The sequence below is a fragment of the Agrilactobacillus composti DSM 18527 = JCM 14202 genome, from assembly GCF_001436375.1.
In the GTDB taxonomy this organism is placed as follows: domain Bacteria; phylum Bacillota; class Bacilli; order Lactobacillales; family Lactobacillaceae; genus Agrilactobacillus; species Agrilactobacillus composti.
The window spans coordinates 303,992-317,943 of sequence record NZ_AZGA01000002.1 but is presented as its reverse complement, the minus strand read 5'-3'; the positions used below and the strand labels follow the sequence as shown (position 1 = coordinate 317,943).

The 13,952-nt window shown below is 43.7% G+C and carries 13 protein-coding genes, 5 tRNA genes and 2 riboswitches; of the genes, 14 read left to right on the top strand and 4 right to left on the bottom strand.

From position 1 onward, the window contains the following. The first annotated feature begins 92 nt into the window (after positions 1–92). The 4 genes from FC83_RS01870 to FC83_RS01855 all read left to right on the top strand — a co-directional run bounded on the left by FC83_RS01870 (position 93) and on the right by FC83_RS01855 (position 428). Positions 93–182, top strand: a tRNA-Ser gene (locus FC83_RS01870). A 15-nt stretch (positions 183–197) separates the two neighbouring features. Further along, positions 198–269: transfer RNA gene (locus FC83_RS01865), tRNA-Glu, on the top strand. A gap of 7 nt (positions 270–276) precedes the next feature. Then, positions 277–349, top strand: a tRNA-Val gene (locus FC83_RS01860). 6 nt (positions 350–355) lie between these two features. Next, a tRNA-Asp gene (locus FC83_RS01855) sits at positions 356–428 on the top strand. 72 nt (positions 429–500) lie between these two features. Here FC83_RS01855 and FC83_RS01850 read toward each other — a convergent pair. Then, a complete protein-coding gene (locus FC83_RS01850) occupies positions 501–1,169 on the bottom strand; it encodes a hypothetical protein (RefSeq protein ID WP_035456026.1) in 669 nt (222 codons plus the stop codon). Positions 1,170–1,306: 137 nt separating this feature from the next. Further along, positions 1,307–1,388: riboswitch (SMK box riboswitch) on the top strand. Here FC83_RS01850 and metK point away from each other — a divergent pair. Together metK and FC83_RS01840 are read left to right on the top strand one after the other, a co-directional pair. Further along, positions 1,386–2,573: a methionine adenosyltransferase gene (gene metK / locus FC83_RS01845; RefSeq protein WP_057002310.1), complete on the top strand. Its 1,188-nt coding sequence runs from the start codon at positions 1,386–1,388 to the stop codon at positions 2,571–2,573. (Overlaps the previous riboswitch by 3 nt.) Before the next feature lie 74 nt (positions 2,574–2,647). Next, entirely contained in the window at positions 2,648–4,147 is a 1,500-nt protein-coding gene (locus FC83_RS01840) for an MDR family MFS transporter (RefSeq protein ID WP_156405553.1), read from the top strand. Here the strand turns inward: FC83_RS01840 and FC83_RS01835 are convergent. Beyond that, positions 4,092–4,673, bottom strand: coding sequence for a phosphatase PAP2 family protein (locus FC83_RS01835; protein ID WP_162260634.1), 582 nt, complete (start codon positions 4,671–4,673; stop codon positions 4,092–4,094). The genes FC83_RS01840 and FC83_RS01835 overlap by 56 nt on opposite strands. A gap of 416 nt (positions 4,674–5,089) precedes the next feature. On the opposite strand from FC83_RS01835, the gene leuS reads away from it, so the two are divergent. The 6 genes from leuS to FC83_RS01805 all read left to right on the top strand — a co-directional run bounded on the left by leuS (position 5,090) and on the right by FC83_RS01805 (position 11,733). Continuing rightward, entirely contained in the window at positions 5,090–7,501 is a 2,412-nt protein-coding gene (gene leuS, locus FC83_RS01830; RefSeq protein WP_035456024.1) for a leucine--tRNA ligase, read from the top strand. A 124-nt stretch (positions 7,502–7,625) separates the two neighbouring features. Further along, a riboswitch (PreQ1 riboswitch) is annotated at positions 7,626–7,669 on the top strand. A gap of 7 nt (positions 7,670–7,676) precedes the next feature. Next, positions 7,677–8,171 carry a QueT transporter family protein gene (locus FC83_RS01825; RefSeq protein WP_035456022.1) on the top strand — a complete coding sequence of 165 codons (495 nt, stop codon included), beginning with the start codon at positions 7,677–7,679 and terminating at the stop codon, positions 8,169–8,171. A 12-nt stretch (positions 8,172–8,183) separates the two neighbouring features. Further along, complete coding sequence (locus tag FC83_RS01820) at positions 8,184–8,408, top strand: DUF2829 domain-containing protein (RefSeq protein ID WP_035456020.1); 225 nt, start codon at positions 8,184–8,186, stop codon at positions 8,406–8,408. After that, entirely contained in the window at positions 8,408–9,172 is a 765-nt protein-coding gene (locus tag FC83_RS01815) for a 3-oxoacyl-ACP reductase (RefSeq protein WP_035456018.1), read from the top strand. The genes FC83_RS01820 and FC83_RS01815 overlap by 1 nt, the downstream gene beginning before the upstream one ends. Positions 9,173–9,318: 146 nt before the next feature. After that, positions 9,319–10,989, top strand: a complete 1,671-nt coding sequence (locus FC83_RS01810; protein WP_035456015.1) for a putative polysaccharide biosynthesis protein — start codon at positions 9,319–9,321, stop codon at positions 10,987–10,989. Positions 10,990–10,998: 9 nt separating this feature from the next. Beyond that, positions 10,999–11,733, top strand: coding sequence for a pseudouridine synthase (locus tag FC83_RS01805; RefSeq protein ID WP_057002308.1), 735 nt, complete (start codon positions 10,999–11,001; stop codon positions 11,731–11,733). Here the strand turns inward: FC83_RS01805 and FC83_RS01800 are convergent. Beyond that, positions 11,708–12,559: an NAD(P)H-hydrate dehydratase gene (locus FC83_RS01800; RefSeq protein ID WP_035456012.1), complete on the bottom strand. Its 852-nt coding sequence runs from the start codon at positions 12,557–12,559 to the stop codon at positions 11,708–11,710. The genes FC83_RS01805 and FC83_RS01800 overlap by 26 nt on opposite strands. Before the next feature lie 68 nt (positions 12,560–12,627). Here FC83_RS01800 and FC83_RS01795 point away from each other — a divergent pair. Beyond that, positions 12,628–12,712, top strand: a tRNA-Leu gene (locus FC83_RS01795). Positions 12,713–12,932: 220 nt separating this feature from the next. After that, positions 12,933–13,442 (top strand): YagU family protein, encoded by a 510-nt coding sequence (locus tag FC83_RS01790; RefSeq protein WP_035456009.1) that lies wholly within the window; start codon positions 12,933–12,935, stop codon positions 13,440–13,442. A gap of 74 nt (positions 13,443–13,516) precedes the next feature. Here the strand turns inward: FC83_RS01790 and FC83_RS01785 are convergent, their stop codons facing one another. Next, entirely contained in the window at positions 13,517–13,801 is a 285-nt protein-coding gene (locus FC83_RS01785) for a BRCT domain-containing protein (RefSeq protein ID WP_035456005.1), read from the bottom strand. Between the last annotated feature and the right edge of the window lie 151 nt (positions 13,802–13,952).

The following is a 13,952-nucleotide window of genomic DNA, read 5'->3' as shown; positions in this document are numbered from 1 at the left end:
ACGCCGAGCGTAGTTGGTGGGAAACTGCCTGCGAGGGTAGGAAGTCGCCGCGCTATTTTTTTGCCTAAAATATCTTGTATATTTAGGCACTTGGAGAGTTGTCCGAGTGGCCGAAGGAGCATGGTTGGAAACCATGTATATGGGTTATACCTGTATCAAGGGTTCGAATCCCTTACTCTCCGTTATTTTTTAATAACGACCCGTTGGTCAAGTGGTTAAGACACCGCCCTTTCACGGCGGTAACATGGGTTCAAATCCCGTACGGGTCACTTTTATGGAGGTTTAGCTCAGCTGGGAGAGCGTCTGCCTTACAAGCAGAGGGTCACAGGTTCGAGCCCTGTAACCTCCATTTTTTGGTCCCATGGTGTAGGGGTTATCACGCCTGCCTGTCACGCAGGAAATCACCGGTTCAAATCCGGTTGGGACCGTGACGTGGGTCAATTCAAAGAGCACTGTCATCAATTAATCTGATGACAGTGCTCTTTTTAGTATCACGGCTTTTATTGGCTCAAGAAGCCATTAATGAGCAATAGAATTATCAAAAAACTTTCTGTATAAGGCAAAATGCTAGCCAACTTGGGTAACTTCGAAACAAATACGAGGGCAAGGATAGTTAAAGCAGTCAAGAGCAAGGCCATAACGCTAAGGTAACGGTAGCCTATAACGCTGTTGATCATGATTAAGACGGTTGCTAAAACAAGGGACAGTTTTAAATGCCGCAATAAGCAATAAAGTATAAATATGAAAAACGGCAACAACAAAGGGACTAAAATCGTTAATGAGGTCAATCTGGTCTGTAGGATGGTCAAACTAAAGCTGAGGAAAAACCAGGTGACGACATTTAAAACTTGGGATAATTTAGTGGTGGGATCTAAGCTGCGGATGCCCCAGGCTAATAAAATAATACCGCTCAACAATAATGCTAATGTTTTGGAAACTTTGAGCAGTGTGAAAAGGCAAATACCCAAGTCTAAGGGTAATAAATATAAGGGCCAAGTCTGGGGAAGATTAAGCAGCAGTAGTACAGAAATGGTCAGGCCAACAATAAGCCAGTTGACAATATTATCACTGCCATAAAAACTGTGGCTTAGTGACAAAGGATAACTGAGTACAATTAACAAGGCAATTAAGAAATGAAGCCAGTGGTCTTTTTGCAGATTTAATTTCAATCAAAAGTCTCCTCGCATAAGATGCTTAAGGCTAATTATCTATAAAGATGGCCGCCCTTGTCAAGGTGATCAAGCACAGAAAAGTGATCCGTTGCTAGAATTCATTTTGATTTTTGAGGCTGATTCTGCTAAACTCTATAAGTTGACTATCATTCCCGATAGGATTCGCTGCGTGCGAAGTACCTTGTAACCTACGAAGAGGGGGAAATATTTTTTATGCAAGAGAGACATTTATTTACTTCAGAATCTGTTTCTGAAGGCCATCCTGATAAAATTGCTGATCAAATTAGTGATGCCATTTTAGATGCGATGTTACAACAAGATCCAGAGGCCAGAGTGGCTTGTGAGACAACGGTGACCACGGGCTTAGTTTTAGTATGTGGTGAAATTTCCACCAGTGCTTACGTGGATATTCAAGGCGTGGTTCGGCAAACGATTCGTGAAATTGGTTATAATAATAATCAATATGGTTTCGATGGCGATACTTGTGCCGTTTTAGTAGCCTTAGATGAACAATCACCTGATATTGCCCAAGGGGTTGATGATTCGCTGGAAAACCGCGAAGATGATTCTGACCCTTTGGAAAAAATTGGTGCCGGCGACCAAGGATTGATGTTTGGTTTTGCGATTGACGAGACACCAGAATTGATGCCTTTACCAATCTCGTTGGCCCATAAGATCATGCAACGCCAAGCTAAATTGCGCAAGACGGGGGAAATTCCCTACTTGCGGCCGGATGCTAAATCCCAAGTCACTGTGGAATATGACGATGATGGCAAACCACAACGGGTAGACACTGTGGTGGTTAGCACACAACATGATCCTGATGTCAGCCAAGATCAAATTACCGAAGATGTCATCGAGAAAATCATTAAACCAGTCATTCCAAGCCAATACTTGGATGAAGATACAAAATATTATATCAATCCCACGGGCCGTTTTGTGATTGGTGGTCCGCAAGGTGACGCAGGTTTGACTGGGCGTAAAATCATTGTGGATACATATGGTGGTTATGCTCGGCATGGTGGGGGTGCTTTTTCTGGTAAAGATGCGACTAAAGTTGATCGCTCTGCCAGTTATGCTGCTCGCTATATTGCTAAGAATGTGGTTGCTGCTGGTTTAGCGACGACCTGTGAAATTCAATTAGCTTATGCTATTGGGGTTGCTACGCCAGTATCTATTTCTGTGAATACTTTTGGAACGAATAAGGTTTCAGAAGCAGACATTGTCCAAGCTATTCGGGATTATTTTGACCTTCGACCAGCAGGAATTATTGCAATGTTAGATTTAAAGAGACCCATCTATAAGCAAACTGCGGCTTATGGTCATTTTGGACGTACAGATGTTGATCTACCTTGGGAACGTTTAGATAAAGTTGAATTACTCAAGAAATTATTAGATTAAACGAGAAAAAGAGGCGTCTACACTTGTTTAGGTGTAGCGTCTCTTTTTTTATGGCCAATATTAGAAAGTAGGTAATTATGACAAAACAAACAAATGTGGCTTTGACCACCACAGCAATTTTTATCGCTACGTTTATGACAGCGATTGAAGGTACCATCGTATCTACAGCCATGCCAACCATTATCGGGAGTCTACATGGTGTGGAATTAATGAACTGGGTCTTCTCCATATTTCTATTAACCAGTGCCATGGCCACCCCGATTTATGGCAAGTTTGCGGATCGCAATGGCCGTAAACCAGTCTTTATTTTAGGGTTGATTGTTTTTGTGGTGGGCTCAAGTTTATGTGGCTTAGCGCAAAACATGCTTCAACTCATTATTTTTCGCGCTTTACAGGGAATTGGTGCCGGTGCGATTCAACCTATCACCTTTACCATTATTGCCGATATTTTTCCTTTTGAAAAGCGGGCCCGGGTACTCGGGTTAAATGGGTCGGCTTGGGGTGTGGCCTCCGTGATTGCGCCATTATTAGGTGGCTTTCTAGTGGAGAAACTAAGCTGGCATTGGATATTCTTTATTAATTTGCCGGTGGGTCTGTTAACAATTTTGCTGGTGGTGTTTTACTATCATGAAGATTTTCAAAAGAGTCAGGCGACTATCGATTGGCGGGGGAGCTTTTGGCTATTGGCGATGCTGCTGAGCTTAATGCTAGCTTTTCAAATGCTAGGGCAAACTTTAAATTGGCCCGTAATCTTCAGCCTCCTAGCCGTTACCGCATTTTCTGGCTGGCGCTTTTTCAAACAAGAACAAGCAGTACCTGATCCAATTTTGAATTTAAAAATGCTGCATAATCGGACCTTTATGAGTCAAAACATGATTGCGCTGTTTATCAGTGGTTTTTTAATTAGTTTTGAAGTGTATATGCCCATGTGGGTGCAAGCTATTTTAGGTTTGCCACCCACGCGGGCGGGTTTTGTAGTGACCCCAAGTTCGGTGTTGTGGATCGTAGGGTCTTTTGTAGCCGGGAAACTCATATTAAAATATCGGCCCCAACAGATTTTAACCGGCGCGTTGCTGTGGCTGATGGTGGGTGGCTTAGTCTTGGCGACGAATTCAATTGCCGCCAGTTTTAGCTGGTTCTTAGTCTGGGCGGGTTTTATGGGCCTTGCCTTTGGGATTATCATTACCACCACAACGGTGACTATTCAAAATGTTGTGCCCCACAATCAAGTAGGGGTGGCCACCTCGTTAAATACCCTGGCCCGCACCCTAGGGCAAACCTTGTTAGTATCTGTTTACGGCATTGTTATGAATCGTGCCCTTTATCAAGGCACTCAAACACATGCCGGCGTGACCACAGAACAGTTGAATCAACTCATTGATCCGCTAAAGGCCCGGCACTTGCCGGTAGAGAGTTTACCAGTATTACGAGGTATTTTGTACAATGGCCTGCACGCTATTTATATTGTGGCCGCGGCTATCATTTTATTAGCGCTTGGTGTCAATTGGTATGATCAAGCTAAGCGTCGCGGGGAGCTGCGGGTGGCAGCGCTGGCAGATAAAAGCGAGCGCTAAGCCAGTAACACAAGCCTAAATTACCCAGGGCACTACTCCAGCCGCCTAGGACATCGCTGGGATAGTGAACTTGCAAATAAATCCGGCTTAGGCCAATCAATAGAATTAAGCTGACGGCCAGGATAGTGGTTAACTTGCGCGTTAAGGCCGATTGCGTGAGATAGTAGGTGATGATCAACAAAGTGCCATAAAGCATCAGGCTGTTCGCAGAATGCCCGCTGGGGAAGCTGTATCCGCCTTGATGAACGAGTTGTTGTAGATCTGGGCGGGGGCGTTGGATTATTAATTTGACCCCGAGATTTAATAAACTGCCCAACAGCACATTTTGAATGAGAAACACACATAGTGGGATTTGCTGTCGGCTAATGAGCAAGATACCAAAAATTAGCACTAAGACAACCGTCCACTGCTGCTGACCTAATTGGGTGATGATTTTGGCAAAGGGCGTCGTTTGGGGATGGGGCAAGGTTAAAATCAGCTGGTGGCCGGCTTGATCTAAAGCCTTTAACCAAGGTTGTTTTGTCAAGAAACTGATTAAAATGCCGAAAAAAATCGTGTAGCCTACAATCATGAGATAGCGGGGCAAGTGGTTTTTTGTTATGATGGGATAAGTCTCCTTTAATTAAAATAAAATTAAATCCATAAAGTTAATTATAACTTATTTGACAATGTATGTGCTGACAATGACTTACTGGTGGCCACTTTAAGGCTAGAAAAAAGGGCCTTTAATTGACCTGAAACCAAAATTAATTATCCATTAGTATTGAATGCAAATTTGAATTTTGGTATCATCGGTTTATGTTTCCTAAAGTTATTTGGGGAAAATTCCAATAACTGGGATTGGAAAACAACGATGGAACCTAAATTAGTCCTGTAGAACTAACTTTAGTTCGCAGGACTTTTTTAAGACTCAACAACAAGATTGATCTGGAGGGAACGTTAATGACTTACAATCACCATGTGGTTGAAAAAAAGTGGCAGAAATACTGGCACGAACATAATGTGTTTAACACAACCAATGATCCTGATAAAAAGAATTTCTATGCTTTGGATATGTTCCCATATCCATCTGGGCAGGGCTTACATGTAGGCCATCCAGAAGGTTATACGGCAACGGATATTCAAGCACGGATGAAACGCATGCAAGGCTATAACGTCTTACATCCAATGGGTTGGGATGCATTTGGTTTACCTGCAGAGCAATATGCTTTGACCACGGGCCATGATCCGAAGAGTTTCACCAAAAAGAATATTGAAAATTTCAGAAGACAAATTAATTCACTGGGTTTTTCTTATGATTGGAATCGTGAAATTAATACAACTGATCCTAATTATTATAAGTGGACGCAATGGATTTTTGAAGAAATGTATAAACGTGGGCTGGCTTATGAAGCTGAAGTGCCTGTCAACTGGAGCCCAGATCTAGGCACGGTTGTGGCCAATGAAGAAGTCATCGATGGCAAAACGGAACGGGGCGGCTTTCCAGTCGTTCGCAAACCCATGCGTCAATGGATGTTAAAAATTACCGCTTATGCTGACCGTTTATTAGATGATTTAGATTTAATTGATTGGCCAGAAAATGTTAAAGAAATGCAACGCAACTGGATCGGCCGTTCTGTCGGCGCTACTGTGACCTTCCAAATTAAGGGCAGCGACAAGACGTTAGACGTTTTCACAACGCGGCCAGATACATTATTTGGGGCAACTTATATGGTTATCGCGCCGGAATTAGCTGTGGTGGAAACAATCACTACGCCGGAACAACGGGATAGCGTTAAGGCTTATCAGGATGCGACTGCGCATAAGAGTGATTTAGATCGGACTGATTTGAACAAGGAAAAAACTGGGGTCTTCACCGGTGCTTACGCCATTAATCCAGTGAATCAAAAGGAAATCCCAATTTGGATCTCTGATTACGTTTTAGGTAGTTATGGCACGGGGGCTATCATGGCCGTACCCGCCCATGATGAACGGGACTATGCTTTTGCTAAGAAATTTGACTTGCCGATCGTACCAGTTTTAGAAGGTGGCAATACCGATGAGGCCGCATTTACTGGTGAAGGCGTCCATATTAATTCGGAATTCTTAAATGGTACTGGTCTAGAAGACGGGAAAGCTAAGATGTTAGCTTGGCTTGAAGACCATAAAGTTGGCGGCAAGAAAGTGAATTATCGCCTGCGGGATTGGTTATTCTCACGGCAACGTTATTGGGGCGAACCTATTCCAATTATCCACTGGGAAGATGGGGAAACCACACTCGTTCCTGAAGAAGAATTGCCTTTGATCCTGCCTGAGACACCTGATGTTAAACCGTCAGGCTCTGTGGAGAGTCCTTTAGCAAACCTGGACGATTGGGTCAACGTGGTGGATAAAAATGGCCGCAAGGGTCGTCGGGAAACCAATACCATGCCACAGTGGGCTGGGAGCTCTTGGTACTTCTTGCGCTTTGTGGACCCCCATAATAAAGAAGCTTTAGCAGATTATGATAAGTTAAAAGCCTGGATGCCAGTAGATTTATACATTGGTGGGGCGGAACATGCCGTGTTACATTTACTGTATGCCCGTTTCTGGCACAAGTTCTTATATGATATCGGTGTGGTGCCAACACCAGAACCGTTCCAACGTCTATATAATCAAGGGATGATTTTAGGTAAAAACCACGAAAAGATGTCTAAGTCTAAAGGCAACGTGGTTAATCCAGATGATGTTGTCGACCAATATGGGGCTGATACCTTGCGGCTTTATGAAATGTTCATGGGGCCACTGGATGCCGCTATTCCTTGGAGTGAAGAGGGCCTTTCTGGGGCTCGGAAGTTCTTGGACCGGGTTTGGCGCTTGATTATTGACGATGAAGGCAAACTGCGTGATCACGTGACCACTGAAAATGATGGGACGTTGACAGTGGTTTATCATCAAACTGTTAAGAAAGTTACTGAAGACTATGATGCCTTGCACTTTAACACGGCCATTTCACAAATGATGGTCTTCGTCAATGAAGCTGGCAAAGCTGATGCTTTACCAGTGGATTATATTGAAGGCTTGGTGAAGATGCTGGCGCCAATCGCCCCCCATATGATGGAGGAAATTTGGCAGAAATTAGGTCATGATGAAACCTTGACTTATGCCACTTGGCCAACTTACGATGAAAAATATTTGGTAGCTGATGAAGTTGAAGTCATTGTGCAAGTGAATGGGAAAGTTCGGGGCAAGTTAAAAGTTGCCCGGGATACCGATGAAGCTAAACTTAAGGAACTGGCTTTAGCTGATGAACATGTGGAGAAGTTCTTAAGTGATAAAGATGTTAAAAAGATGATCGTTGTGCCAAATAAGATCGTCAACATCGTCGCCAAATAACAAACTCAATTTGAAAAGAAGTTGTGCGCAAAAAGATTGCTGCAACTTCTTTTTATTGTGAAAGCTATTTAAAGTTTAAAAGTTGGCGGGCTTTTGCTATACTAAATAAGGTTTAATTTTTTTGAGCGTGGTGGTTCGCAAAATCCCACCTAAAAAAACTAAGGAGGAAATTTTTATGGTGGACAAAGTTGCCCATAATACATTAGAACTTACAAAAATTGCCGTTGTCGCTGCATTATATGTGGCTGTCACTTTGTTGATCGCGCCGTTAAGTTATGGGGCGATTCAGTTGCGTTTAGCCGAGGGATTTAATCATCTAGCCGTTTTCAACAAGCGTTATATTATTGCACTAACTATTGGTTGTGCTTTAGCCAATATTGTTTCGCCATTGGGTATTATCGATATCATTTTTGGCTCACTGGGAACGTTGGTGATGACTAGTTTGAGTTATTTCATCGCGAAGCGCTTTAAATCAGTGGCCGCTAGATTAATGACCAGCACGATTATTTGTACCCTGATGACCTTTAGTGTCGCCTTAGAGTTAATGGTAGTTAATAAATTGCCATTTTGGCCAACATATGGCACAGTTGCCCTCGGGGAATTTGTATCGCTATTGATTGGTGCGGTGGTTATTTATGTGGTACAAAAGCGTGTGGCCCTTTCAGATTAGGAGTGTGTATTGATGACTTTTGAAGAAATCTTGCCTGAAATTAAGCAGGGTAAAAAAGCGATTCGCCAGGGGTGGGGCGGTTCTGAGCTTTATATTTTTGAAGTACAGCAACCCGTTGAAGCTGGGGAAGCTGTTACCCCTTATTTTTTAATTCGCACCAAAGAGACACCTGCATTATCCATGTTTCAACCCACTGTCTGTGATATTTTAGCAGACGACTGGCGCTTAGTAGATTAATGGCACCAACATATCCTGAACTGGCCGATAAGTACAGCATTATCACTGGCAGTGGCTCCGGCATTGGCTTGGCACAAACCGAATTGCTTTTAGCCCAAGGGACCCATTGTGCAGGGATTGATCGCCAGCTTTCTGAACCATTACAACAGTTGCAACAGCGCTATCCGCAATTATTGAAAATATACCAGTGCGATATCAGTAACGACATAGAATTACGGAGAATTGCGGCCGATATCTTGAGCGAGTCGCCGCAAGTGGATTTTTTATTAAATACTGCGGGCATCTTAGATGACTACCGACCATCTTTGCAGACAACTTTAGCCCAATGGGATCAATTTATGCAAACAGATTTACGAAGTCAATTTGTATTGACGAATGCGATTTTACCGGGGATGTTAGCCCGCAAATCCGGTAAAATCTTAAATATGGCCTCTATTGCCGGCTTAGTGGCTGGCGGTGGCGGAGCTGTTTACACCGCCGCTAAGCATGCGGTCATCGGCTACACCAAACAATTGGACTATGATTACGCCAAATATGGCCTTAGTGCTAATTGTCTCGCCCCAGGAGCCATTGATACACCGATGAATGCCGCTGATTTTACTGGGGATGGGGCGATGGCTAAGACTGTTGCCGACCAGACGCCGGCTAGACGTTGGGGGCATGCCCAAGAGGTGGCTTTGGTGACTTTATTCATGCTAAGTCACGGTGCCGACTTTATTCATGGGGCAGTGATTCCAATTGACGGCGGTTGGATCGAACAATAGAGCTGTTAAAATAACAATGAAGCTGTTTCAAAACATTAGTTTTGAAACAGCTTCATATTTTTTTGTGGATAACTTCTGGTTCTCATTGTCAAAGGGGAATTTATAAATTACAATGAAGTTTAATGTGTTTAAAAGGAGACCGGATAATGGCCAAGCAGCCAGCAACAACTGAAAATAAGCAATCACAAATCGATGCCCATGGTTCTTTAATAAAGGGCTCAGCTTGGATTACAGCGGGCAGTGTTTTTTCACGGGTTTTAGGGGCGTTATATATTATCCCCTGGACCATTTGGATGGGGGCGGATTTCCAATCAGGGAACGCCATTTTCTCCAAGGGTTATAACGTCTATAGTTTGTTCTTGGTGATCTCAGCAGCAGGGATTCCTGGTGCAATATCTAAACAAGTGGCCCATTATAATTCTTTAAATGAGTATGCCTTAGGGCAGCGTTTGTATCGCCAAGGCTTAAAAATCATGGCCTTATTTGGCTTCATTGGAGCTGTGGTACTGTTCTTTGGGGCACCGATTTTTTCAGTGGTGGATATCGCCACTTGGAAGATTGATACCAGAACGATTCCCTTGTATCGCGCCTTGAGTTTTGCGTTACTGGTGATCCCAGTGATGAGTATTACCCGGGGATTTTTCCAAGGATACAATGAAATGGCACCTTCGGCCTTGTCCCAGTTCTTCGAACAACTGGGTCGGGTCATTTATATGTTATTGGCTACTTTCTTAATTATGCGAGTCCAACATGGCAATTATGTCAGTGCGGTGACCCAGTCTACCTTTGCGGCCTTTATTGGGGCACTATGTGGGATTGCCGTGCTAGTGTGGTATTATATGCGGCGTAAACCAGAACTGGATGATTTAGCCGCCGGCAGTGCCAATGCTGTGGACATTTCCACCGGTGAGATTATTCGCCAGATTATCCACCAGGCCATTCCTTTTATCATCTTGGATAGTGGTATTACCTTCTTCCAAATTTTTGATCAGTATAGTTTCTATCCAATGATGGCTTCCGTGGTCAATGCCACCCAAACCCAGTTGGATAACTACTTTGCCATTTTTAACTTCAATGCTCAAAAATTGGTGATGATCATTATTTCTTTGGCCACCGCTTTATCCTTGACCGTGGTGCCTTTGTTATCTGGGGCTCATGCTCAAAAAGATTTCAAGGGTATTCGTAAGCAGATCAATGATGCCTTGGAGCTATTTTTGTTCGTCATGGTGCCTGCTGCCTTTGGGCTATCAGCGTTAGCTAAGCCGGTATATACCTTATTTTATGGCGCCAATCCTGACTTAGATACGTACGTCTTACAGTTTTATTGTTATTTAGCCATTTTCTTAGGGCTTTTTACAGTATTAGCAGCTATTTTGCAAGGCTTGTACATGAACAAAAAGGCAATTATTTATTTGTTAGTGGGTTTTGCTGTCAAAGCAGTGATGCAATATCCGATGATTGCACTTTTTAAAGTCTTTGGGCCGATGATTGCCACTTGCTTAGGCATTGTCGTGACCTGTGGGTTAATGCTGCGGGCCTTGGATAAACTCTACGGCTTTAATACCGGCCGTTTGCTGCGCCGCAGTTTTGGTATTGTCATTTTCTCCACCATTATGTTAATTGCCGTGACCATTGTCGTTAAAATCATTGCCGTCCTCATTGATCCTAATGTGCGAACTTATACTATTTTCCCACTAGGATTAGGCGTGATCACAGGGGTTTGGATTTATGCACTGCTGACGTTAAAGACCAAGTTAGCCGATCGCATTTTAGGCCCGCGGGTGGATATATTACGCCGAATTTTAAAAATTAAGTAAGGAGATTTTATGCGCTTAGATAAATATTTAGCTGATGTGACCCCTTATTCGCGTAAGGATGTCAAATTATTGATCAAACAAAAGAGGGTTCAGGTCAACGAAATCTTGGCCAAAACCCCTAAACTACAGGTTGATGAAAATGCTGATACAGTCCAAGTCGACGGTATCGCGATTACCTATCAAGCTTTATTTTATTATGAAATGAATAAACCCCAAGACGTGGTCTCAGCCACTCGGGATAAATTTGATGCCACGGTCCTGGATTTATTGCAGCCAGATGACTTTAGGGAAGACTTATTTCCGGTCGGCCGTTTAGATAAAGATACAACGGGATTGTTGATTTTATCCAATGATGGTCAATTGGCCCATCGTATTTTAAGCCCCAAAAAACATGTCCCTAAAATTTATGAAGCTTTAATTGCTGGGGAAGTAACTGCCACAGATGTAAAACGGTTTGCCCAGGGCATTCAGTTAGAAGACTTTTTGGCACAACCCGCCCAACTTGAAATAATAACATTTGATGCAGTTGCCAATCAGACCTTGATCCACGTGCAGATTGCCGAGGGTAAGTTCCATCAAGTCAAGCGCATGTTTGAGGCGGTGGATAAAGCCGTGGTGACTTTGAAACGCATTCAGATGGGGAGCTTAAAGCTGGATGAAGATTTGGAACCAGGGGCTTATCGGCCATTAACATCGGCGGAACTTGCGGCTCTTCAAACTAATCCGACGCCAGACGCCCCATGAATTTCGGCAGGAGCGGGATGATCTCTTGAGGTAACGTGACGTAATTGCCATCATCGGTTAATTCGTCGGCAATGTCACTGTGAATATAAACCCCCGCCAGTACCGCTTTGTCTGCCGGCTGGAATTGGCCCACACAAGCGGCTAAAATGCCTGTGAGGGTGTCCCCTGAGCCCCCAGTGGCCATACCAGGGTTACCAGCGGTATTTTCCCAGACACTATTGTCTGGCAAATAGACTTTGGTCCGGTGGGCTTTGAGCACCAATGTGATGTTGGGATTGTGTTGCCGCCATTGAGCCAGGACAGCTTGATTTTGGTCGTCAGTTTGATCAGCAATGGCAATTTGGCTGAGGCGTTGCCACTCCATTTGATGGGGCGTAAAGATGAGTTTTGGTGCTGTGGGGAAGGGGAGGTGGTGTTCGGCAATCAACGTGATGGCTGACCCATCAATAATTAAGCTTTGCTCAGCGGAGACTTGGCCCAGCACAAAATTTAAAATCTGCAAACTTTTAGCACTCGTGCCCAGCCCCGGTCCGATCACCAGGACATTCATCGTGGGGATAAGTTCTTTAAGATAAGTTTCATCGCTGTAGTCCACCACCATGCTTTCTGGCAGGCGACTATGTAAGGCTGTAAAGTTGCTAGGTTCCGTGGCGGTGGTGACCAGACCCGCCCCGGCATACACCGCCGCTGACGCACTCATGATAATCGCCCCGCCAAAGTTTGCGTTACCGCCAATGACTAAGATACGTCCGAAATTACCTTTATAACTGTTTTCGGGACGTTTGGTGATGACACTTTTAGTGAATTTTAAATCAATTTTTGGCATATTTATTCAAACTCCTTAAATTAATGCTTTTCATTTCTGAAATTTCTGGTAAAATATAATATGTTGTTGCCGGCGTGGCGGAACTGGCAGACGCGCAGCGTTCAGGTCGCTGTGGGATTTTATCCCGTACAGGTTCGATTCCTGCCGCCGGCATCAGATAAACACTGTTGATTCCTTGGAATCAGCGGTGTTTTTTTATTTATCAGGACATATTCTTTTGAAAATTCAGGTCCACCACAACATAAACTGCAATAGATATCCCTACAATTCAATTATACCGCTTTCAGTAGATTTTGGACGGCCAGCCAGCGTTTCATTTTCAAATTAGTGGGTATCAGTTGTATAATCGATTTTAAAGACAGGAGGTTGTGTTATGGCAAAATTTAATATTTGGTCCGCAGTTGCCGCGGGAACGGCTGCTGGTATTGTGGCAGGTATGGTCAAGATGGGGTGGGAAAATATACTCCCGCCTAGAACCCCAGCTAGGGATGCCACCAATCCGCCCCAACGGACGTTAGAGATGATGGGCATCAGTCCAGAAGCTGCCCACGCCACCTATAGCTATAATGGCCATGATTTACCTTGGCCTAGCTATTTAGTACATTACACATTTTCCACCGGCTTTGGGATTGCCTATACCGTCTTAGGCCATTATTTCCCAATTATTAAAACTGGCCATGGTTTGTTCTTTGGTCTGGCGGCTTGGGCCGGGGCCCACTTGTACACCTTGCCAAAAATGGGTGTCATTCCGGCTGCCGCGGATCAACCTGTTGAAGAGCACGTCTCAGAAGCCCTGGGGCACATGCTGTGGATGTGGAGTATTGATGCCATTGGCAATACTTTTTATGAACGCATGACGGCATTACATCAAGATCAAGATTAAAAATAAAACTATGACTGGGCTTTGATTTAAAGACCTAGGCCATAGTTTTTTAAATGAGCAAAAATTAGCCGGTTTTAGGTGATATTTTGCCGCATCTTTTCTAAATAGGCGATGACCCAAGTTAAGAAGTCTTTTTCCGAGATGATTTGAGCACCATAACTTTTGGCCAGTTGTAGCCGGGTGGTTTCTGGGGATTCAAACATGTTCTTGCGAATGGTCCCAACGATGAGGTAATTTGTTTGGCGATTGACATGACTTTGGGGTTTTGCATGAATAATGTTGAGTAGGGTCAAACATTCATGGAGGGTCATTGTTTCAAGTTTGCCGGTGACGGCGACCTGGGCACCAGTTAAGTTCATAATATCTGCCTCGTTTCTTGACTTAACTTTAATTATACCAGACCCTTATCTTAGGAGTTGCCGAAACATTAGATTAAAATTAGGATAGTATTTTTAAAAATCACAAGTGTTATGAAACTTAAAACGCCAAATTCAAACTTTTTGAGTATAA